Origin of the sequence: Sphingomonas sp. C3-2 (assembly GCF_033025475.1) — a bacterium.
In the GTDB taxonomy this organism is placed as follows: Bacteria; Pseudomonadota; Alphaproteobacteria; order Sphingomonadales; family Sphingomonadaceae; genus Sphingobium_A.
This window is the reverse complement of sequence record NZ_CP130322.1, coordinates 886,173-907,573: the sequence shown is the minus strand read 5'-3', so window position 1 is coordinate 907,573 and position 21,401 is coordinate 886,173. Positions and strand designations below refer to the sequence as shown.

Genomic DNA, 21,401 nt, shown 5'->3' with positions numbered 1-21,401 from the left:
GAACTGGGAGTGATGCGTTGCGAACCGAAGGAAAAGGTGAGCGTCGCGCCCGTGGGCGTGCCGCCAGCAATGGGGATGATACGGTCTTCATTCTCGATGAAGTGGATGAACAGATCATCGCGGCGCTTCGGCAAAATGGTCGTGTCGCCAACCGCGATCTCGCGCGCGATATGGGGGTGAACGAGGCCACGGTGCGCACGCGCCTGCGCCGGCTTGAAGAAGCGAACATGCTGCGCGTCGTCGCGATGCGCGATCTGCGCGCGATGGGATTTGAGTATCTCGCGCCGGTGGGTGTTCAGGTGAAAGGGCGTTCGGCGGCCGATGTCGGCGCCGATATCGGTAAGCTCGACCGTGTCATCACGGTCAATATCGCCATCGGTACGCATGATCTGGAAATTCAGGTCGTTGCCGAAACGCTCGAGGAAATTCAGCACCTCCTCACCAACGTCATTCCCAAGATCCCGGGCGTCGAGCGGCTGTTTCCCAGCCTTGCGCTCAAGGTCCACAAATATAACCATGAATGGGCCCCGCTATGAGCCGCATCAGCCTGGACGAACTCGATCACCGCATCATCGAACGCCTGGGCAACGATGCCCGCGTTTCCAACCGCGAAATCGGCCGTGAATTCGGCCTGACAGAAGGCACGATCCGCTCGCGCCTCAAAAGACTGCTCGACAACAAGGTCATCCGCGTCGCCGCCGTCACCAATGCCAAGCGGCTGCGCAACCCCATCCTCGCCTATCTCTGGATCGAGGCCGATACCGCTAACGATATCGAAAAGATCGCCGAAAATCTGGCGCGGCTTCCCGAAATCGCCTTTGTCGCTACCACGCTCGGCCGGGCGGACGTTCTGGCGATGACGCTTGTCGAAAACGGCAATGAACTCACCGATTTCCTGCATCAGACGATCGACAAGATCGCGGGCGTGCGCCGGGTCAACTACAGCCTGGGCCAGAATTTCATCAAGCACGACTATCGCTGGTGCGCGCTGGTTGAATGATCCGCCGGCCCGGCGATTGACCATATAAAGAAAAGGCGCCGGGGTCTCCCTCGGCGCCTTTTTTGGTTTTGTTGGTATCGAGGCTTCAGCCTGCAGCTACCCAAGCACCCTTGATACCGTCTTCGGCCAGCGTGCCGTCTACAATCGCGCGCGGGATCGAGCGCGAATAGCAGATGCGCCAGCCATCGGCGGTCTTGCGGTAGCGGTCTTCATAGAAGTTCGCGAGCATGCGGAAGCTGCCTGCGCGCGGGTCGTAGGTCGCAAAGCCCAGATTCCAGCGGCCGCTCGCGTCGTCGCCATTCACCTCGATCTCGCCATTATGGCCGTGATGGACATCGACGATGGGCGTGGTCGCTGCCATCTGAGTGAAGATGCCGATCAGGCCATCCAGATCGAACTGGCCGATCGGCGGAAAGTCGATCACCGCGTCTTCGGTGAAGCAGGCGCGGATCGCGTCGACGTCCTTGGCGTCGCACGAATTGAGGTAGCGTGCCTTGAGCTTGCGAATGTCGCTTTCGGCCTCGAGCCGGGCGATACGCGTTTCAAGATCAGTCATTGAGCTGGATAACCTTTGTTTCGGGGACGGGGTGGTCGGTCGCGCCGGTCCAGCGCAGTAGCATCGTGCCCTGATGGTGTCCGGCCGTATCGATCCAGTTGCCGAAACCGGGATCGCGGTCGGCGATGACGAGCGTCACCGTGCCATCGGCGTTGGGCTTGGCGCTGTGCGAATTGGCATGGATGCGGTGGTGCCGGTAGTCCAGCGATTCCATCCAGTAATTGTCGAGCTGGAAGTTCCACAGGCTGCATTCGGGAATGCGCGTGTCGATCTGCAGCGCCTCGCCCGGCTTCAGTTCCCACCAGCCATGGAGGTAGAAGATCGTGGGATCGCCGCCCGCCTTGAAGAACATCGACTGGTCGACGGTGTTCAGCGCGTTGCGGTTGTTCGCGCGGAACATCTCGGTCCAGTTGACGAAGGTCTTGGCGGTGCCCGTCACGAAACCCGTCACGCGCTGCAATGCCTGTTCCAGCGCCTCGCCGGTGAGCGGTGCGGGATAGGCGGGGCCGTCGATCGATTCGACCTTCACAGTCGCCGGGGTTTCGTTGGCGCGGTCAAGGAAGGTCTGGCGTACGAGCAGCATCGTGCTGTCATCGGCCAGCTTCAGCCAGTTGCCGTCCACCTTGTCCTGGCTGACGATGATCTCGAAGCTGCCATCGGGGCCATACGCCATGTCGGCGGAATCGAGCTCGCCGGTCGATGCCATGGTGCCATCCACGGCATAGCGGTTGGCCTTGGTGCCAAAGCTCAGCACCGGTACGGTGCCGCGCGTGCCGGTGATGCGATAGCGCCGCGATCCCGAAATCGACGCATTCATGTAGATATTGTCGGGATTGTCGGCGCCGATCTTCGCGGTCTCGTGGCTCGCGGCATAGAAGGCGGGGAAGTCGGGGTCCGCATTTTCGAGCTGCATGTCGAGCGCGATGCGGAGCAGGCGGGTCAGATAGCGATAGCCTTCCGCCTGGTCGATCGGGTTGCGGGCGGCTTCGGCGCCGCTCACGATCTCCCCGGCGGCTTCAAGCCGCCGGCAGAAATCGCGCCACATTTCGGGCGTGAACATGATTATCCCTTCCGGCTCAGGGAGCCATATACTGGCCGCCGTTGACGTCGAGCGTCGCGCCGGTGACCATCGATGAGTAATCGGAAACGAAGAACAGAACGCTCTTGGCGCACTCTGCTTCGGGCGGGATCACGCCGAGCGGGATGCGGTCGGTGATCTCGGCGATCACGTCTTCGCGCTTGTCGCCACCCGCCACGCGGCGATCGACAAAGTCGTAAACCGGCTTGCCGCCGATCCAGCCCATGCGGGTTGCGTTGACGCGGACGTTGAAGCGGCCGAAATCCTTAGCCATGTGCTTCATCATCGTCGTCATGCCGCCCTTGCCGGTGGCATAGCCGCCTTCACCCGGGAACGGATTGACCGACGACATGGTGGAAACATTGATGATCGCGCCGCCGCCGGCATCCTTCATCGCGGGCAGAACGGCCTGCGACATGCGCAGCGCGCCGAGGCAGTTGATATCGAACACGCGGGCCCAATCCTCTGGATCCGCCTCATCCACCGTCACCCATGCGCCGTGGGTATAGGCGGTGTTGACCAGCCCGTCGATCCTGCCGAATGCATCGACCGTGGCCTTGGCCAGCGCTTCGCACTGATCCTTGCTGGCGATGTCGGTCGAGACCGCGATCGCCTGACCGCCGGCGGCGCGAATTTCATCCGCCACTTCGTCGATGAACGCCTGGTTGCGGGCGCCCAGCGCCACTTTGGCGCCTTCTGCGGCGGCCACGCGGGCCATGGCCTGGCCCATGCCGGGGCCGACGCCGCTGATGACGACGACCTTATCCTTAAGCAGCATGCTGATGTTCCTCTCCTGCGTAAATCTGGTTGAGTGCCGGGTCGATCGCATTGTCGCTGACCGGGCAATAGGTGCCCGACGGGCCGTACATTACCGCCACGCAGCGGTTGCACGCCGTGCAGCCCGATGTTGTGGACGCGCCCGTCTGCCACTTGTTGATGAGTTCGGGATCGTGGATCAGCGCGCGGGCGATGGTGACCGCCTCGAAACCCTGATCCATCGCCTGCTGCGCGGACGCCATGGATTGCACCCCGCCAAGATAGGACAGTTTCATTGGGCTGCCTGCCAGCGCCGCCTTCAGCTTCAGCGCGTGATCCATCAGATAATTTTCGCGGAACGGCGGCAGCTTTGGCACACTGCGCTTGATCACCGCGAACTGCAACTTGGCCATCAGCGTGCCCTGCATCGCGGCCAGTTCGTCATAGGGCAGCGCGCTGCCGAACATCGCCCAGGTGCTCTCGATATTGCGGCCGTTGGAAAGGATCAGCATGTCGGCGCCAGCCTTTTCCAGCGCGCGCGCGGTCACGATCGCGTCGTCCACCGTCGCGCCCTTGGGAACGCCGTCGGTCAGGTTGATCTTGGCCAGCACCGCCAGCCGGTCGCCCACCGCCTGCTTCACGGCCGCAAGAACTTCGGCCGGGAAGCGCACGCGGTTCTCCGCCGAGCCGCCATAGGCATCCTTGCGGAAATTGGAGAGCGGGGAGATGAACTGGTTGAGCAGATAACCATGGCCCATGTGCAACTCGACCGCGTCGAAGCCGGCTTCGGCGCACAGTCGAGCCGCCTCGGCGAATTCACCGATCACCATGTCCATGTCGGCGCGGGTCATCTCGCGCTGGAAGAAACGGCCTTTCAGTACGCCCATCTTGTCGAGGCCGCCCGATGCCGACATGCAGCGCGAGGTCGACAGATCGTCGATCTGGCAAAAGCTGCCGCCATGGGTGATCTGGGCCGATGCCTTGGCGCCTTCGGCGTGGATGGCGTCGGTGATCACCTTGTAATGCTTGGCGCTTTCCGGCGTCATCGTGCCCTGGCTGGGCAGTGTGCGGCCATCCTTCGATACGGCGATATAGGCCAGCGTGGTCATGCCCACGCCGCCGCGGGCATAGGCCGCGTGGAAATCACGCAGCGCCAGCGTCGGGAACATGTCCTTGTTCTTCGTCTCGTTCGCACCCGAACGGATGAAGCGGTTCCTGAGGGTGATCGGTCCGATCTGAACCGGGCTGAAAAGGTCGGTCATGCTTTCTCCGGGATATGATCGCTGGGCAGGTCTTTGGTCCAGGCGTCGGCCTCGCTGCGCTTGGCGATGCGCCAGCCATTGCCGGTGCGGACCAGTTCGTCGACATAGGTGGCGCCGACAAAGAAGATATGCCCTTCGGGCTTTGCCATCTGCATGGGGTTGAACAGCATAGTGCGGGCAGTGGCGCGGTCGCCCTCCACCTTCACCAGCGGCATCCCGATCAGATGCTGGGTTACCGGAAATTGCGCCAGCGCCTTTTTCAGCCAGGGCTTGATCTTGGCATAATCGCCGATCTCGCCGCCGGTTACGCTGTAGTCGAATTGCGCGTCGGGGGTGAAAACATGGTCGAGTGCGTCGAAATCCTTGGCATCGATCGCAAAGACATAGGTCGCAAGGAGTTGCTGGATAGCAACGATATCGGATGCGACTTCGTTCATCATGCGTCTCCTTGCAGCATGGTGATAATCCGCTTCTTCATTGGCTCCACCCAATCGCGTTTCAGCGACGGATGAAGCAACCCGGCGGCATCCAGCTCGTCACACAGGTGCATCTGGTGCGCGATGTCGAATAGATCCATTTGGGAGGAGAATTTTCCGTCTCCTCCATAGGTTATGATCGACACGCCGGTGGTTTCGTAATGGCTGCCGTCGGGGCGCTTGCCCGGGCCGCGGTTCACCCATTCGCTGATGATGAGATTCCCGTTGATCGCCCAGCGCAGGATCGGAAAACTCCATCCCTGCCACCCCGAGCCGACATCCATGTCGCGGCCATAATGGGTCTTGCGGATCGCCTCGCGCCCTTCGGCCCGAACGAGCATCGCCCCGCCATAGGGGCATTCGTACACGCAATCCTCGTGATAGAATTCGTCGGCGATCCACGACCAGCTGTTGCGCTTTTCCGCCTCGGCAAAGGCGTCGCGAAGGCCGCTGATCGCGGCCTCCACTTCTTCCCGGGGATGGGGCATGGCTGCCTCCTCAGTCGAAATTGGCCTGTCCACCGTCGAGCGGAATCGTCGCGCCCGTCAGATAGGAAAGGTCGCTGCCGCACAGCGCGGCCACGGCATTGCCGATATCTTCCTCGCACTCGCCCACCCGGCGCAGCGGGATCGTACGGAAAAAGGCCTCGGCCTCTTCCGGGTTGGTCTCGATCCAGTGCTTCAGCCCCGGCGACTTGGCGTGCGGTGCGATGGTGAGCGCACGGATATTGTCGATGCCCCATTCGGCGGCCGCTGCCCGGGTGAGCGAGCGGATCGCCTGCTTTACCGCCGCATAGGCGCCGTAATTGGTCATGTCCCAGCGTACCGCCGCCGAGCTGGCGAGGTTGATGATCGTGCCACCACCGCGCGCTACCATGTGCGGATAGCACGCCTTCATGAAGCGCATCGTGGCAAGCGGGCCGGATTCGAAACCAGCCTGGAACGCATCGTCGGTCACCTTCAGCAGCGGACCGAGCGGCACTTCCTGTGCGTTGTTGACGAGGATGTCGATGCCACTGAAGCGTTCGGCCACGGCCGCTGCGGTCGCGGTGATCGCGTCGCCGTCCTTGATGTCGCACTGGAATGCGGCGGCGTCGGGGCCGAGATCGGCGGCCACTTCCTCGACCTTCGAAAGCGTGCGGCCGACAAGCGCGAGCTTTGCACCGCGCTTGGCAAGTGCGGTCGCGATGCCGCGGCCGACGCCCTGTCCAGCACCCGTTACGATGGCGACTTTGCCGGCGAGTTCGTTGTTCATGCGTTCATTCCTTTGGGCGCGCCGGGCAGCACCGGCTGGTAATATCCGGCAGACCAGCCGCCATCGACGGCGATTTCGGCGCCGGAGATGTAGCTTGCGTCGTCAGAGGCGACGAACAGCGTGGCATTGGCGATTTCCTCGGGCTCGCCGATCCGCTGCAGCGGCACCATGGTGTAATCCTTGTTGAGCGCGTCGCCGGTCAGGCCGGCGGGGTTGCCCATCATCGTGTTCACACCGCCGGGGTGGATCGTGCAGACGCGGATGCCACGCGCGCCAAGTTCATAGGCCAGCGACTTGGACAGGCCACGCACCGCCCATTTGCTGGCGGTATAGGCGGTCAGGCCGTTGCAGCCGCGCAGGCCATCGACCGAAGAGATATTGACGATCACGCCCTTGCCAGCTTGGGTCATCACCCGCGCAGCATGCTTGGCGCCCATCATCGTGCCGATCACGTTGATCGAAAGCACGCGCTCGACATCGGCTGCGGGCATATCCTCGATCGCCGAAAAATGGACGACGGCGGCGTTGTTGACGAGGATGTCGAGCTTGCCGAACCGCGCGACCGTATCGGTCACCACCTTGTCCCACTCTGCTTCGTCGCGCACGTCGAGTTTCATGAACACGGCGTCACCGCCGATTTCGGCTGCGGTCTGCTGCCCGGCTTCTTCAAGGATGTCGCACAGGACAACCTTGGCGCCTTCCTTGGCGAACAGGCGGGCGGTTGCCGCGCCCATGCCCTGGGCGGCGCCGGTCACGATCGCGACCTTGTTTTCCAGTCTTGCCATTATTCGTCTCCCCAACGGTTCTGGGGGAGGCTTGGGCCCTGAGGCCATGCCGCGATGCGCGCCACGCGGCGTTCATGCATAGGCGCATATCGCGCGTCGCATTTGCGCATCTGGCAACCCTCTCCCGCCGAAATCATGTCGTTTTTATTGCATTTTGCGTTGTAAACAGTGCTGTTAACATCGCATTTCGACAGTCATTCCATAAAATATCTTGGCCGACAAGGGGCGAAAAAGGCGGGGCGGATGCGCCGTGCGATCCGCCCCCGTTATTGTTCAGGCTGCTACCGTATCCTCGACGTTCAGCGCCTTGCGCAGTGCGCGGGCGGCGCTGCCCACCGCCTGATCGGCCTGCGGCAGCATGCTCAGCATGCTGGCGAAGCCGTGGAGCACGCCGGGCACCGCAATATGCTCGACGGGAACGCCCGCCGCCTGCAGCGCTTCGGCATAGGCGACGCCCTCGTCGCGCAGCACGTCGAGTTCGGCGGTGAAGACGGTTGCGGGCGGCAGACCGGCCAGCGTCTCGGCCTTGATCGGCGCGGCAAGCGCATCGGCCTTGGCGTTCGCATCGCCCAGATACTGTTCCCAGAACCACTGCATCATATGCCCGGTCAGCATGTAGCCGGTTGCATTCTCGATATAGGATGTGCGCGTGAAGTCGTTGTCGATCACGGGGTAATAGAGCAGTTGATGGCGGATGGTCGGCCCGCCGCGATCACGCACGGCCAGCGCCAGCGCCGCTGCAAGGTTGCCGCCGGCGCTGTCGCCGCCAACCGCCAGCCGGTCGGCATCGATGCCCAGCGATCCCGCCTCGGCCACGATGCTCGACAGCGCGGCATGGATGAGGTCGAGCGCGACCGGATAGCGATGCTCGGGCGACAGCGGATAGGCGACCGAAATCACTGCGATCTCGGCGGCATCGGCCAGTGCGCGGCACAGCGCGTCATGCGTGCCGATCGTTCCGCCGACCCAGCCGCCGCCATGGTAGAAGACGAGCACGGGAAGCACGGTGCCCGGCTTCGGGTGATAAAGGCGCATGTCGGCCGGCCCCTTGTCGGTGGCGAGCGTAACGTCGCGCACCTCGGCCACATCGGCCTTGGGAATGGGCATTGGCTGTTCGTCGGCGGCGCGGATCGCGGCGGGATCATAAGGCGGCTGCATCTGCGGCATGCTGTTCAGCACATCGAGCAGTGGAACGAGCGCGGGATCTACAGGCATTGGCAAACTCCTTCGGGTTGTGAGATGGGACAATCATGAAGACACATGAGAGGGTGCGCGACATCGAAGCCTTTTCGGCGGTTCTGTCGGCGTTGTACGGCGGGCTGCTGGGCGCTGCGCCGTGGGAGGATTTTCTGCGCGGGCTCGTTGCATGGGTGGACGGCACCTATGCGACGCTGATTCTGACGGCGCCGAACACGGGCAAGCCCGGCACGATCGTGACGCCGGATGCGCCGCCCGAAACCACCGAGGATTACGCCGAAAGCTTTTTCGCGACCGATCCGTTCCGGGGCTTGCCAGAGGGCAAGGTCCAGTCCTTTTCCGAATTCGTCCGGGGCGAGCCCAGCGAAATCTGGCGCGATTTCCTTGAGGCGACCGGCGGGGAGCAGATTCTCGGCGTCGATCTGCGTTTCGACAGCGGGTTCGAGGCGCGCCTGCGCGTGACCCAGGATCGCAGCCGTCCCGATTTCGGACCCGAGCACAAACAGGCGGTCCAGGCACTCGTTCCGCATCTGCGGCACGCGATCTCGTTGTTCGAGCGTCTCCAGTCCTCGGGCGCCGAACACGGCGTCTATCACGGTGTCGTCGAACAGCTTGGGCTCGGTGCGATCATCCTCGATCATGACGGCAAGCTGGTGCGCGCCAATGCGGTGGCCGAACGCCTTATCGCCGAGCAGGACGGGCTTGGCCTTGCATCCGGGCGCCTGCGGATCACCGCCCGTGCTGAACAGCAGCTGGTCGATCGGATGCTGCGCGAATTGCGCGGCGCCGAAACGCCCGAAACGCTCCCGCTGCAGCGTTTCCGTATCGAACGCCCCTCGGGCCGGCGCGATCTGAGCGCGGTTGCCAAGCCGATCACGGCACCCGCCTTTTTGCGGAGCGGCAAGGGGGCGGCGCTTGCGCTGTTCATCAGCGATCCGGGGCAGGGGGCGAGCCCCGATCCCGAGGCGATCCGCGATCTGTTCCAGCTGACCCGGATGGAGGCGCTTCTTGCCGCCGCGCTTGCGGGCGGGGCCTCGCTGGTCGATGCGGCGGACAAGCTCGGCATTGCGCATAATACCGCGCGTTCGCACCTGCGCTCGATCTTCGCCAAAACGGGCGCGCGGCGTCAGTCGCAGCTGGTGCACCTGCTCCATGCGGGCATTCCCGAGCTGGGCAGCGGCCCGGCAGTGTGACGGCGCACTTTGCGTATCATTGCTGTTGAGGAAGTGGCTATTTCGATATAGCTCTGCATTCAAACTAATCAAATGCAGAGGAGAGCCGTGTTGTCCACCGTTGATCGCGTTCCCGATCGGGAAGAGCTTGTTAGGCGCGCCATCGAACAGACCGGGCTGAGCGATTTCGGCGATACGTGGTTTTTCGCGAATATCGATGCGCTCATTCCGATCTTCAATTCCGAATCGCGCCTCAGCCCCGCTGGCGTTCAGGGCGCGGCCGGAATGATCGTCAACGGCCTGGTAAACCGCCTGCGCCATGTTGAGCTGATCAAGCAAAACCCCGAGATTCTCGATGAAGAGATCGAGGTTGCGGCCGTCGTCGTCGGCCTGCCGCGCACCGGCAGCACCATGCTCCACCGCCTGCTCGCCTCGGCTCCGGGCATGACCGGCACGCGCTGGTTCGAAACCCAGAACTACTCGCCCTTCCCGGGTGAAGAACGCGGCAATCCCGAAGGCCGCCGCGACGCCGCCAAGGGCATTCTCGATTATATGCTCGCCACCATCCCGGATCTGATGTCGATCCATCCGATGAGCATCGATCAGCCCGACGAAGAGCTCATCATCCTCGGCCAGCTTTATTCCAGCACGATGATCGAGGGCACCTATTACGTCCCCGGCTATGCGCGCTGGCTGATGCAGAATGATCGCATCCAGTGCTACCGCGATCTGAAGCAGATCCTGCAATCGCTCCAGTGGCAGGATCCGTCGCGCAAGGGCGCCAAGTGGGTGCTCAAGACCCCGGGCCATCTGATGGCGCTCGACGGCGTGCTCGAGGTGTTCCCCGATGCCAAGATCGTCATGACGCACCGTGATCCGGTGGCCACCGTGCCCAGCTATTGCAGCATGGAATACAGCCTCTACCAGATGGGCTCGGACAGCGTCGATCGGAAGAGCGTCGCCGATTTCTGGGTGGGGCGCCTCGCCGAGCTGCTCAACAGCTTCATGGATGTGCGCGAAAAGGTCGGCGGCAAGAATTTCGTCGATGTCCGCTACAAGGATCTGCTCACCGATCCGATCGGACAGGGCACGCGCGTTCTCGAAGCCGCAGGCATCACCGTCACCGATTCGGTGCGTGACGGTATGTCCGAATGGATCGAGGCCAATAAGCGTGAGGATCGCGCACCCCATAAATACACGCTGGAAGATTTCGGTCTCGAGCAGGAAGCGATCGAGGGGCTCTTCACCCGTTATCGCAAGGCCTTTCTCGACGCCTGATTGATCATGCTCCGAAGTGCCGGGCCCAGGGCGCGGCACTTCAGAGCAAATCGCTTTCTTATTCGTCCAGCGGCGGGAAGGCCGCAGCATAGCCTGCATCGACAAGCTGCGCCTGACCGTTGATCCCGCTCGAACGCGCGCTGGTCAGGAACAGGGCAACCTCGGCGATATGCTGGGGCAGCAGCTGACCGCGATATTCGGGTGCCACAAGCGCGTCGGCATCCTGCATCGGTGCGGCTTCGGTCACGCCCACCAGCGGGGTGGCGACCGCGCCGGGGCAGATCGCGTTGATGCGTGCGCCGTGTTCGGCAAAGGCGCGCGACGCCGATTTTACCAGACCGACAACGCCGTGCTTGGCAGAGCTGTAGCCCGCCGCCACGGTGAGCCCGAGCAGACCGGCGGCCGATGCCGTCACAACCGCGGCGCCACCCTTGTTGAGCGCGGGCAGCACGGCCTTCATCCCGTAGAACGTGCCCTTCAGGTTGATCGAGATCATCCGATCGAACTTTTCGATCGTCAGTTCGTCGAACGTCGCCGAATGGTCATAGGCGCCGGCATTCAGGAAAGCGGCGTCGAGCCCGCCGAAGCTGTCCTTGCAGACCGCGACCATCTTCTGGTTGTCGGCGTCCTTCGACACGTCGACCGCAACTGCCTGGGCACGGCCGCCCTTGGCGCGAATTTGCTCGGCAATGGCTTCGGCGCCTTCGAGATTGAGGTCGGCGACCACCACTGCCGCGCCTTCTTCTGCATAACGCAGAGCGGCCGCAGCGCCGATGCCCGATGCCCCGCCCGTGACGAGCGCCACCTTGCCGTTGAACAGCCCCATTCATCCATCTCCTCTAATTTACGGCAGATTTTCTAGCATCACGTCCGCATCGCGAATTGGTCCAAATGGAGGAGGAAGCCAATGCCGCGTGCCGCTTACACTCCCCGCCGAAATCCGAAAAAACTGGAGAGGCAGAGCATGAAGTTCTCGATTATCTATGAAGCGCAGATGGCGGATCCGTCGCGCGAATCCGAACGCCGCTGCTTTGAGGAGATCGTCGAACAGGTCGTCTATGCCGAGGAAATGGGCTTCGACAATGTCTGGGCGGTCGAGCACACCGCGCTCACGCAATATGCCCATATGTCGGCACCGGAAACCTTCCTTGCCTATATCGCCGGCCGCACCAAGCGGATCGGCATCGGCCACGGCGTCGTCTGCCTTCCCCCCGCGATGAACCACCCCGTGAAGGTGGCCGAGCGCATTGCGACGCTCGACATTCTTTCGGGCGGTCGCGTCCATTTCGGCATGGGCAAGGGCGGTACGCAGCAGGAAGCCGGCACCTTCGGCTACGACCTCAATGAACTGCAGCCCATGATCGACGAGTCGATGTACCTCATCCCGAAGATCCTGAAGGAAGGGCATGTCGAGCATGACGGTCAGTATGTGAAGATCCCGTCGCGCCCGATCCATCCCAGCCCGGTCCAGGATCCGCACCCGCCGATCTATTATGCCTGCACCCGCGAAGCGACGCTGCAGCTGGCCGGCGATCGCGGCATTGGCGCGCTCGTGCTCGGTTTCTCGGGCCCCGAGGAAATCGCGCGCAAGAACGCCATCTACCGCGAGCATTTCAAGAATCGTAAGGACGAAGATCAGGTCGGCTTCCGTCCCAACGAACACCTCGCCGCCTTCTGCGCAGCCTGCGTGCTCGACGACCGCGAAAAGGCCCGCCGCATCGGTCTGCGCGGCCAGCGCTTCTTCGCTGAATCGATCGCCTATTGGTATCAGGGCGGCCCCAAGCCGGTTGTCGACGATCTGTCGGCCGAGGAACAGGAAGCCGCGCTTAGCGTCCAGAAGGAACGCACCGTCGCGTTCCTGTCCGAGGAGCACATCCCGGTCGGCGACGAACACACGAGCAACTACACCGTCGCGCAGGATGCCTATGGCAATGCCGATGACTGCATCCGCTACTGCACCCGTCTGCAGGAAGCAGGCGCCGATGAAGTGCTCTTCCTCTTCCAGATGGGCACCGTGCCGCACGAAGCGATCATGGAAACCATCCGTAACATCGGTGAGAAGGTGATCCCGCACTTCCGGGCTCAGGCCGCACTCGCCGCGGAATAAGCGAGCCTTCGCTTATGGGGGGAAAGGTCCGGTGCCGCTGGCGCCGGGCCTTTCTTTTTGGGCGCTGAACACGCGATCGATAATTAAGCATTTGTAAACAAAATGAAATGTCGCTGAATGATGTGTGTTTTCGGTAATGATCGTGTGATTTCGCAGATCACTGTTGCATATACAGCGCATATCGGTGGTTAAGTGTTGTTACGGTGTTGAAATGCGTTTTGAATGCTGGCAGGGCGGCTCCAACGGTCGAAGATCGCGGTAATTGCCCGATCACCACAGGGAGGGTGACTGATGAAATCCAGAACGCTTTATCTTGCTACGTCCGCGCTATGCGCGCTTGTCTTTGCACCTGCCGTCCACGCGCAGGATGAACAGGCAGCCGGCGTTTCGGCCAACAGCGACGAAATCGTCGTTACCGCACGTCGCCGCGAAGAAAAGCTGCAGGACGTGCCGATCGCCGTCACCGCCGTTGGCCAGGCAGCGCTCGACTCGCGTGGCCTTGATGCCATCACCGACGTTCAGCAGATCGCACCGAACCTGAACTTCACCCCCGGTCAGGGCGGCAATAGCGGCGGGATCTCGGCCTTTATCCGCGGCGTCGGCGAAAACGACTATATCATCACCGCCGATCCGGCCGTTGGCCTTTACATCGACGGCGTCTATGTCGCCCGCAGCTTCGGCGCGACGACCGAACTGCTCGGCATCGATCGCATCGAAGTGCTGCGCGGGCCCCAGGGTTCGCTGTTCGGCAAGAACACCATTGGCGGCGCGATCAACGTCGTCAGCCATGTGCCCGATGGCACCAACCGTCTCCAGGCCGATCTGCGCTACGGTTCGTACAACACGCTGCGCGCGCGCGCCAATGTCGAGGCACCGCTCACCGATGCGCTCTCGATCGGCGTTTCGGCGCTCGGCGAATGGGGCGAAGGCTGGCAGAAGATCCCTTCGGGCAAGAATCTCGGCAACAAGAACGTCGTCGCTGGCCGCGTCACGCTGCATTATGACGATGGCGGCCCGTTCGATGCCGTGCTGACCGTCGATGGTCTGCATCGCCGTCAGAACTCGGCGCCGCACTCGATGATCGCGTTCAACGATCAGGCCTTCTTCGCGACGCTGCAGAATATTGTGTTCGGCCCGTCGCTCGGCCTGTGCTGCACCGTTCCGGACAGCAAGAACCGCACCGACAGCACGGCTGCGCTCAACCGCGACGACACCGATTCCGCGAATGTCGGCCTGACGCTTTCGTACGACATTGGTGAAGGCGTGCTGAAGTCGATCAGCGCCTATCGCTGGGTTGATGCCGCGTTTGGCCGCGATGGCGATGCGTCGTCGACGATCAACTATGCGGGCGACATCACCGATGTGACGTCGAAGCAGTTCAGCCAGGAACTTCAATATGCGACGCCGCTCTTCGGCGATCGCGGAAACCTGCTCGTCGGCGCCTATTATTTCCGTGAACGCTCGGTCGCGGATACGCGTCTGATCGTTGCCGATGGTTTTGTTGACGGCGTGCAAAATGCGTCGGCCGATGTTCTTGCGCAACTTGCGATGTTCGGCATCACCCCGCAGAACGCGGCGTTCTTCGATTTCAACATCGATTTCAACAATCGCCAGAAGACGACGAACTATGCGCTGTTCGGCAACTTCACCTATGATCTGACCGATGCGCTGACGGCCGAAGTCGGTGCGCGCTACACCTGGGAAAAGAAGACCTTCAGCCAGCGTTCGATCCGCGTTGGCAGCGGGATGAATCTTGTCGATCCCTACACGCTGTCCGAAGACTGGAAGGCGTTCAGCCCGCGTGCGTCGCTTGCCTACAAGTTCGCGCCGAACATCCTCGGCTATGCGTCGTGGTCGCGTGGCTTCCGCAGCGGTGGCTTCAACGGTCGCCCGACTGCGCCGGCGGAAATCGGTTCGTACGATCCCGAATATCTGACCGCCTATGAAGTGGGCTTCAAGAGCACGCTCGGCCCGGTCGTGCTGAACGTCTCGGCGTTCCGCAACGAATATAAGGACCAGCAGCTGCTGGTGAACAAGACCAACCTCAACGTGTCCTACGAAAACGCAGGCCGTTCGCGGATCCAGGGTCTTGAATTCGAACTCGATGCGCGCGTGTCGCCCGAATTCCGCGTCAGCGGTTCGCTCGGCCTGCTCGATGCGAAATATCTCGAGTTCGAATCCTATGTGAATGGCGTGCTGACCGATCTTACCGATCGCAAGCTGAAGCAGGCCCCGGAAATCACCGGTAGCCTCAGCCTTGTCTACACCACGGCGATCACCGATGCGCTTGATGCCACCTTCCGTGCGGATGCGAACTATCGCAGCCTCACCTATCTCGACGTGGAAAATTCGCCGCTGCGCTCGCCCGATTATGCGACGCTCAACCTCAGCGCCGAATTCGATCTGCCCTGGGATGGCACCTCGGTTCGCTTCGCGGCTGATAACGTGACCAACAAGCGCGTTCTCGTCGCCGGCTTCGACGGTTCGGCCAGCTTCGGCTTCATGGAAGGCTATTGGAACGACCCACGCCGTTACTCGGTGACACTGTCGATCCGTCGCTGATCCACTGACCGGTGAGGGGCAGGGCGCAAGGCGTCCTGCCCCTCACGTCCATTCATTTCCCCCATCCGCCTGACCTGTCAGACAAAAGAACAGCGCCCAGCCCGGCTGCTCCGCATCATCCCGCGATCTTTACCGCAAGCGTGCACAGGCCTAGCATGGCTTTGCAACGGTGCATTCGCGTCCTCGCGCGTTCTACGAACGATGCTGTCCCAGTGCGTATCGTGGCGGGCGTGCCCGGGCCAATAATGTGCGTTCCTTCGTTGAAGGAGGTCGTCCATGTCGGCAATCGCAGTCGAGCCCCCCGTCCTTGATGGCGGCCTACCCCTGCTGGGGCACCTCACTAGCTTCTTTCGCGATCCCGTCGCGCTGCTGCGCGGTGGCTATGAAAAGCTCGGCCCGATCTACTCGTTCCGCATGGGCGGGCGAAAGATGGTCGTCATGCTGGGGCCGGAAAATAATCGGTTCGTCTTTCAGGAAACCGACAAGCTTCTCTCTGTCCGGGAATCGATGCCGTTCTTCCACAAGATGTTCTCGGACGACTTCTACCTCTTTGCGGAAATGGATGAATATCTGCGTCAGCGGGCGGTTATCATGCCGCGCTTCAAGGCGTCTGCGATGAAGAATTACGTGCCCGTCATGGCGCACGAGGCCGAAGGACTCGTCGCGGAACTGGGAGATAGCGGGGAATTCGATCTTATCCCCACGCTGGGGCCCGTCGTCATGGATATCGCGGCGCACGCCTTTATGGGCAGCGATTTCAAGCAGAAGCTCGGCCATCAGTTCTTCGATCTTTTCCGCGACTTTTCGGGCGGTATGGAATTCGTCCTCCCGCTCTGGCTACCGACGAAAAAGATGCGCCGAAGCCAGGCCGCGAAGCGCAAGCTCCACCGGATTCTGGGCGAATGGATCGCCGAACGCCGAGCCCGTCCGCTCGATCCGCCCGATTTCTTTCAGGACATGGTGGCCGCGACCTATCCTGACGGTACGCCTATCCCCGATGAACTGATCATCAACCTCATTCTCCTCCTCGTCTGGGCGGGGCATGAAACCACTGCTGGGCAGGTCAGCTGGGCGCTCATCGATATTCTTCAAAATGCCGATTATCGCCGGACGCTCAGGGAAGAGGTCGATCATCTGCTCGGTGCGCCGGGGCAGGGCATGACCTGGGAACAGGCGATCGCCATGCAGAAGATGGATCTGACGCTGCGAGAGACCGAACGGCTTCATCCCGTGGCGTTCACGATGATCCGCAAGGCTGCCGCCGATTTCGAGCATGACGGATACCGCGTCCACAAGGGCGATTGGGTGTTGCTGGCGCCGTCGGTCAGCCACCGCATGGCTGAGGTCTTTGCGCATCCCGACAGCTATGACCCGCAGCGTTTCGATACCGAACGCAGCGACGCCAAGATGGAATCGTCCAGCCTTATCGGCTTTGGCGGCGGCGTGCATCGCTGTGCCGGCGTCAATTTCGCGCGGATGGAGATGAAGGTGCTGCTCGCCATCCTCCTCCAGCATTACGATATGGAGCTTATCGATACGCCGCGCCCGATCGCAGGCGCCGGCACCTATTGGCCCGCCCAGCCATGCCGTGTGCGCTATGCCAGGCGGCGTGGCGATGTCTCACGGGCACCGGCCGATATGGCAGCGATGGCAGCTGCAGCCGGATGTCCCGCCCATCAAAAGGAAGGCAATGACTGATGGCGCGTGTCACCTATGTCCAGCCCGATGGGAGTGAACAGACCTTCACCAATTATGAGGGGCTGGCGGTGATGCATCTGGCCGTCGCCAATCTGGTCGATGGGATCGATGCGCTGTGCGGCGGCATGCGGCAGTGCGCCACCTGCCATGTCTATGTCGATCCGGACTGGGCCGAGCGCGTGGGCCCGCCGGGGCCGGAAGAAGCCGAGATGCTGGATGCGCTTACCGATGCGATCGATGTCCGGCCCACCAGTCGGCTGAGTTGCCAGATCCCGATCATCGAAGATCTGGATGGGCTGCGCGTGTTCATTCCCGCCGATCAGCCGGGCATATGAAAAGGGGCGCCGGTGGCGCCCCTTTTGCGGTCGATCAGCTGACCCGCGTCAACAGCCGGAAGAAATCATAGGATGGGTCCTGGGGCCCCGGCTTGCCGATCTTCGCGCCGGCCAGGAAGGGGTGGTCCAGCGTGGTGAAGGCGGGCGAATGGACATTGGCCCAGTCCGCCACGATCGCGCGGTGCGTGAACTTCCACACGCCGTTGCGGCGGGCATATTTGTCGAAATAACGGCCGCCCACGAGCACGTCGATCGATCCTTCGGGCGTGCGCACGCGGTGCATCGCGAGCAGATAGACCTCGCCCTCGGCATAGTCGCCTTCGATCGCAAGGTTGATCGTGGTGACGTTGTGGTGAAGGATTTCCATGTCCTTCTGGATCTCGGGCAGATGGTCGATGAACGCCATTGCCGGGCCGCAGAACATCGCGCCGTGATCGTCGATCGCGTCCTCATGATAGCAGGATCGCATCTTCTCATTGTCGTGACGGTCGGCCGCGTTGCAATAAGTGGTGATCAACTGGCGGATCTCTTCGCGGTCGAGCAGGTCCTGCAGCCGCGCGTCGATCGAATTCTGCGTCATCGGGGAAACTCCGTAAGGAAAATGGGGCCCCGCCGTTGAAAGGCGGGCAGGGCCCGATGGCGATCAGGCCGCCTTGGTGCCCAGAATATGGGCGGTCAGTGCCGGATCGGTTTCGTTGTAAACGCGCTCGTAAATGCGGGTATAGGCCGCGTGGCGGATCTTCCATGCACCGTCGATCAGCACATATTTGTCGCGGTAAACCGCTGCGCCAACCGTCACGAGATTGTTTTCGCGCAGGTTCATCGCATAATCGATCAGCCGCCAGCGGCCATCGGCGGTACCGTCGCCATGAACGTCGATGATCGGCATCGTCACGGCATGGCATGCCACGAATTCGGGATGAAACGCCTGTTCAAGCGCCTTCACGACATTGTCGCGGCCCTGCGCCTGAAAGCGATAGGTGCCGCCCTGATAGTCGACCGAAACGTCCTCGGCGAACACCGAGCGCAGCAGTTCGACATTGCACGTGTCGATCGCTTCGCAATATTCGTATTTTACGCGCTTGATGGCTTCGATAGCCTGAAGGTCGAACGTCATGCCTTGTTCTTTCTTTCGTTATGGAATGCCTCGGCGCGGGCCTTGAGCGCCAGCGCGGTTTCGTCGAACGCGATCTTCACCCAGGGGCCGGCAAAGCGCATCACATGGATGCCGTTGTCGCCCAGAAAGGCGTCGGTCGACAGATAGGTGCAGCTTTCCGGACCCGTGGTTTCGATGATCTGGTCGCGCCGCGCGGGATAGGGCCAGGCATCGTCATGGGGCAGCGCCCAGGACAAGAGCTTTTCGGGCTCGAACGCACAGACGAATTCGCAGTTCGGGAAGGTGACGTCCTTCTCGATATAGCTTTTCAGCGTCATGTTGACGGGCGCGCCCATCTCAAGCGTCGATTCCGCAGCCACGCAGAACGGGTTCCATTCGCCGTAGCGGGGCAGGTCGGTCAGGATTTCCCAGACGACAGACGCAGGGGCATTGATCGAAACCACTTCCGAACGCACGATGGAGTCGGGGTCGAGGCGAAGGCGGGGGTCTTCGGTATCGGCCATGTTCAGTCCTCTCTTTCTTGTTTGTGCCGGTGCGTTATGCGCGGCAATCAGCCGCGCGCACCCAGCGTCTTGATGTCGAACTGGCTGGTCGGGATGCAATCCACCCGGTCAAAATCCATGAACCGCGCACAGCTTTCCATCATGGCTTGTTGATTGGCTGCGAGCTTTTCGGGATTGCCGACCGCATCGTAGAAGACTTCCTCGCTGCCCAGCGCATCGAGCGGGAAGCATTCCTCGACCATCGCGACATATTCGGGCGCGCCGTAGGTCAGCGGGCGGACGACATAATTCTGGACATATTCGAAATTGGCCTGGGTATCGACGGCCACGGGCGTGTGCAGGCCGTGCCACGCCAGGCGCCAGGCGTCCTGCGTCAGGCGCGGCGGGCGGCCAAGGAACACGAACTGCGAGAAACCCGGGGTGCGTTCGCCGGCAACGGGGGGGTGATCGATATTGGGCAGGATCGTCGATTCGCTCACCAGCCAGGCGGCATGGCGCTGCGCGACCGAGGCGATGATCGCGTCGATCGGCTGGCGCTGCGGGTCGTGCGAGGCGTTGACCCAGAGCTGGATCACTGCATCCATCTGCGGGCGGGTGGAGGTCAGGCGCGGCGAATTGCCACCCTGAACGGTCTCGTCCTGAATATTCACGCGAACCGCCAGCGCATGGTTGGTCAGTTGTTCGGCAATCTCGCCGCGTACGCGTGCGTTCAGCTCTGCCCGGTCGGCGTTGGTGTCGTACCACAGGGCATAGATGATCTTTTCCATAGTCCTTGTCAGGCTCCCGATATGCTGCGGAAAGGGGCTATGGAGTGCGCGTGGCGACGACGAATTTGGGGTGTGTCGGCGTGGGCGCCGATCATTATGGGTCTGGCAGCTGTCGCCATGGCTCGGGTCTTATAACCCGATAGGTGCCTTATATCGCTCTCCATTCCAGAACTATCGCAACGATGCGATGGAGTGGCAAGGTGGATTTACGCAATTGGCAGTAAAATGAGTGTAGTGATTCGCTTTTGCGTGGCTTTTCTGGATTATCCCAGAACGGCCACGCTGCGCAGGATCAACCGCACCAGATCCGCCTGACGGCTGACGCCGGTCTTGCTCAGGATCGTCTTGCAATAGCTGCGGACGGTATTTTCGGTCAGTTCCAGCTTTTCGGCGGCTTCGGCCAGGCTGAGGCCGGTCGCCAGCAATGCCGCGAGATGCGCCTCTGAAGGGGTCAGGTCGAAAATCTGGCTGACGAGTCGTTCCAGCGGCTGGGTGTTGCCGAGGCCAGAGACATAGATGACGGCGGCGGGGGCGGCATCATTGGCATGGGGCGTCGGCGTTTCGATGGTGCGGACAAGCACCCCGAGATGCCGGTCCAGATCGCCTTCGACGCGCAGCGCTTCGGTGAAATGGCCGCCCGCACGCCGGGTTTCGATCGCCTTGCCGATCAGGTTCTGCAACTGCGCATTGCTGGCCTTGTTGGCCAGCACCAGCCGTTCGTCGGCGGCGCGGATCGCCTTGTTCGATTTCATCAGCTGGCGTCCCGCGCTGTTGGTGCGCAGGATGCGCCCCGAACCATCGAGAATGAAGGTGCAGATGGTCAGACGGTCGAGCGTGTCGATCATCACCTGCAATTCGGTCTCGTCGCGGCGGATGCGCGAAAACAGCGCGAGCGACTGTTCCAGATGCGGGCGCAGCGCGATCAGCACCTGCTTGTCCGCTTCGGTGAAATCTTCGGCATCGGGCCCGTTGGTCAGGCCGACATTGCCGCCCCAGCCGCCCGGTTCGGAAATATACATGCCCAGCTCATAGGCGATGCCGTAAGGCTGCATGATCTCGCGGAAGAAGCGGTTGTTCTGAAGCTCTTCGTCCGAAATCACTTCGCTCAGCGTGAATATGTCGCCCGGCTTGGACAATGCGTTCGCCAGCGGATCATGATCGCCCAGTTCGGCATGGATCTGATTCACCAGCCGGGCTTCCTTTTCCGCGATCGCGGGGGGCGGGCCCCAGATGATCAGCGGCGGGGTGCCCTGGCGGCTCACGCGCAGCGTGATGGCTGCGCTGGTGCAGCGCATGCGGCGGCTCAAGGCCTCGAGAAATCCTTGCCAGGGCTGCGATTCCAGAGGGCCCTGATAGATCAGGGTCACCAGTTCATCGACTTCCGCCAGCGGTTCCACGCTCCGCATCGTTTTCGCTTTATCCCATATGCTTCATGTTGCGACCCGGGGCTTGGGCCTTGCGGCGCGTCCCCGTGCCATCCCCGTATAGGGGTTGTGAA

General features: G+C 62.0%; 23 protein-coding genes. 8 read left to right on the top strand and 15 right to left on the bottom strand.

The annotated features are described in order from the left end of the window. The first annotated feature begins 17 nt into the window (after nt 1-17). Together QYC26_RS04410 and QYC26_RS04405 are read left to right on the top strand one after the other, a co-directional pair. On the top strand, nt 18-536 hold the full coding sequence (locus QYC26_RS04410; RefSeq protein ID WP_317514183.1) for an Lrp/AsnC family transcriptional regulator: 519 nt from the start codon (nt 18-20) through the stop codon (nt 534-536). Beyond that, on the top strand, nt 533-1,000 hold the full coding sequence (locus QYC26_RS04405) for an Lrp/AsnC family transcriptional regulator (RefSeq protein WP_317514182.1): 468 nt from the start codon (nt 533-535) through the stop codon (nt 998-1,000). The genes QYC26_RS04410 and QYC26_RS04405 overlap by 4 nt, the downstream gene beginning before the upstream one ends. Nucleotides 1,001-1,085: 85 nt before the next feature. Here QYC26_RS04405 and QYC26_RS04400 read toward each other — a convergent pair whose 3' ends face one another. The 9 genes from QYC26_RS04400 to QYC26_RS04360 form a co-directional block, all read right to left on the bottom strand. Further along, nucleotides 1,086-1,556, bottom strand: a complete 471-nt coding sequence (locus tag QYC26_RS04400) for a nuclear transport factor 2 family protein (protein WP_317514181.1) — start codon at nt 1,554-1,556, stop codon at nt 1,086-1,088. After that, nucleotides 1,549-2,616 (bottom strand): DUF1214 domain-containing protein, encoded by a 1,068-nt coding sequence (locus tag QYC26_RS04395; RefSeq protein ID WP_317514180.1) that lies wholly within the window; start codon nt 2,614-2,616, stop codon nt 1,549-1,551. The genes QYC26_RS04400 and QYC26_RS04395 overlap by 8 nt, the downstream gene beginning before the upstream one ends. A 16-nt stretch (nt 2,617-2,632) precedes the next feature. Continuing rightward, nucleotides 2,633-3,412: an SDR family oxidoreductase gene (locus QYC26_RS04390; protein ID WP_317514179.1), complete on the bottom strand. Its 780-nt coding sequence runs from the start codon at nt 3,410-3,412 to the stop codon at nt 2,633-2,635. Beyond that, entirely contained in the window at nt 3,402-4,652 is a 1,251-nt protein-coding gene (locus tag QYC26_RS04385) for an NADH:flavin oxidoreductase (protein WP_317514178.1), read from the bottom strand. The genes QYC26_RS04390 and QYC26_RS04385 overlap by 11 nt, the downstream gene beginning before the upstream one ends. After that, complete coding sequence (locus QYC26_RS04380) at nt 4,649-5,092, bottom strand: nuclear transport factor 2 family protein (protein ID WP_317514177.1); 444 nt, start codon at nt 5,090-5,092, stop codon at nt 4,649-4,651. Before QYC26_RS04380 ends, QYC26_RS04385 begins: the two co-directional genes overlap by 4 nt. Continuing rightward, complete coding sequence (locus QYC26_RS04375; protein WP_317514176.1) at nt 5,089-5,616, bottom strand: nuclear transport factor 2 family protein; 528 nt, start codon at nt 5,614-5,616, stop codon at nt 5,089-5,091. Before QYC26_RS04375 ends, QYC26_RS04380 begins: the two co-directional genes overlap by 4 nt. 10 nt (nt 5,617-5,626) lie before the next feature. After that, nucleotides 5,627-6,382 (bottom strand): SDR family NAD(P)-dependent oxidoreductase, encoded by a 756-nt coding sequence (locus QYC26_RS04370; protein WP_317514175.1) that lies wholly within the window; start codon nt 6,380-6,382, stop codon nt 5,627-5,629. After that, nucleotides 6,379-7,167, bottom strand: a complete 789-nt coding sequence (locus QYC26_RS04365) for a glucose 1-dehydrogenase (RefSeq protein WP_317514174.1) — start codon at nt 7,165-7,167, stop codon at nt 6,379-6,381. The genes QYC26_RS04370 and QYC26_RS04365 overlap by 4 nt, the downstream gene beginning before the upstream one ends. A gap of 273 nt (nt 7,168-7,440) precedes the next feature. After that, complete coding sequence (locus tag QYC26_RS04360; RefSeq protein ID WP_317514173.1) at nt 7,441-8,382, bottom strand: alpha/beta hydrolase; 942 nt, start codon at nt 8,380-8,382, stop codon at nt 7,441-7,443. A gap of 35 nt (nt 8,383-8,417) precedes the next feature. On the opposite strand from QYC26_RS04360, the gene QYC26_RS04355 reads away from it, so the two are divergent. Both QYC26_RS04355 and QYC26_RS04350 read left to right on the top strand, forming a co-directional pair. Continuing rightward, nucleotides 8,418-9,557 carry a LuxR family transcriptional regulator gene (locus tag QYC26_RS04355; RefSeq protein WP_317514172.1) on the top strand — a complete coding sequence of 380 codons (1,140 nt, stop codon included), beginning with the start codon at nt 8,418-8,420 and terminating at the stop codon, nt 9,555-9,557. A 90-nt stretch (nt 9,558-9,647) separates the two neighbouring features. Next, on the top strand, nt 9,648-10,814 hold the full coding sequence (locus tag QYC26_RS04350; protein ID WP_317514171.1) for a sulfotransferase: 1,167 nt from the start codon (nt 9,648-9,650) through the stop codon (nt 10,812-10,814). 58 nt (nt 10,815-10,872) lie between these two features. On the opposite strand, the gene QYC26_RS04345 is transcribed toward QYC26_RS04350, so the two are convergent. Further along, nucleotides 10,873-11,640 (bottom strand): SDR family NAD(P)-dependent oxidoreductase, encoded by a 768-nt coding sequence (locus QYC26_RS04345; RefSeq protein WP_317514170.1) that lies wholly within the window; start codon nt 11,638-11,640, stop codon nt 10,873-10,875. A 138-nt stretch (nt 11,641-11,778) separates the two neighbouring features. Here QYC26_RS04345 and QYC26_RS04340 point away from each other — a divergent pair, with 138 nt between their 5' ends. From QYC26_RS04340 to QYC26_RS04325, 4 genes are all read left to right on the top strand, one after another. Further along, the gene (locus tag QYC26_RS04340; protein ID WP_317514169.1) at nt 11,779-12,921 is read left to right on the top strand and encodes an LLM class flavin-dependent oxidoreductase; all 1,143 of its coding nucleotides are present in this window, start codon (nt 11,779-11,781) and stop codon (nt 12,919-12,921) included. Between the two features lie 291 nt (nt 12,922-13,212). Continuing rightward, nucleotides 13,213-15,483 carry a TonB-dependent receptor gene (locus QYC26_RS04335; protein WP_317514168.1) on the top strand — a complete coding sequence of 757 codons (2,271 nt, stop codon included), beginning with the start codon at nt 13,213-13,215 and terminating at the stop codon, nt 15,481-15,483. A gap of 276 nt (nt 15,484-15,759) precedes the next feature. Further along, nucleotides 15,760-17,181 carry a cytochrome P450 gene (locus tag QYC26_RS04330; RefSeq protein WP_317514167.1) on the top strand — a complete coding sequence of 474 codons (1,422 nt, stop codon included), beginning with the start codon at nt 15,760-15,762 and terminating at the stop codon, nt 17,179-17,181. Further along, the gene (locus QYC26_RS04325; protein ID WP_317514166.1) at nt 17,181-17,516 is read left to right on the top strand and encodes a 2Fe-2S iron-sulfur cluster-binding protein; all 336 of its coding nucleotides are present in this window, start codon (nt 17,181-17,183) and stop codon (nt 17,514-17,516) included. The genes QYC26_RS04330 and QYC26_RS04325 overlap by 1 nt, the downstream gene beginning before the upstream one ends. A gap of 34 nt (nt 17,517-17,550) precedes the next feature. Here QYC26_RS04325 and QYC26_RS04320 read toward each other — a convergent pair whose 3' ends face one another. From QYC26_RS04320 to QYC26_RS04300, 5 genes are all read right to left on the bottom strand, one after another. Continuing rightward, complete coding sequence (locus QYC26_RS04320) at nt 17,551-18,096, bottom strand: nuclear transport factor 2 family protein (protein ID WP_317514165.1); 546 nt, start codon at nt 18,094-18,096, stop codon at nt 17,551-17,553. Between the two features lie 63 nt (nt 18,097-18,159). Further along, nucleotides 18,160-18,633, bottom strand: a complete 474-nt coding sequence (locus QYC26_RS04315) for a nuclear transport factor 2 family protein (RefSeq protein WP_317514164.1) — start codon at nt 18,631-18,633, stop codon at nt 18,160-18,162. Beyond that, the gene (locus QYC26_RS04310; protein WP_317514163.1) at nt 18,630-19,136 is read right to left on the bottom strand and encodes an SRPBCC domain-containing protein; all 507 of its coding nucleotides are present in this window, start codon (nt 19,134-19,136) and stop codon (nt 18,630-18,632) included. The genes QYC26_RS04315 and QYC26_RS04310 overlap by 4 nt, the downstream gene beginning before the upstream one ends. 47 nt (nt 19,137-19,183) lie before the next feature. Then, nucleotides 19,184-19,903 carry an EthD domain-containing protein gene (locus QYC26_RS04305; protein ID WP_317514162.1) on the bottom strand — a complete coding sequence of 240 codons (720 nt, stop codon included), beginning with the start codon at nt 19,901-19,903 and terminating at the stop codon, nt 19,184-19,186. A 263-nt stretch (nt 19,904-20,166) separates the two neighbouring features. After that, nucleotides 20,167-21,309: a helix-turn-helix transcriptional regulator gene (locus QYC26_RS04300; protein ID WP_317514161.1), complete on the bottom strand. Its 1,143-nt coding sequence runs from the start codon at nt 21,307-21,309 to the stop codon at nt 20,167-20,169. Nucleotides 21,310-21,401 lie beyond the last annotated feature (92 nt).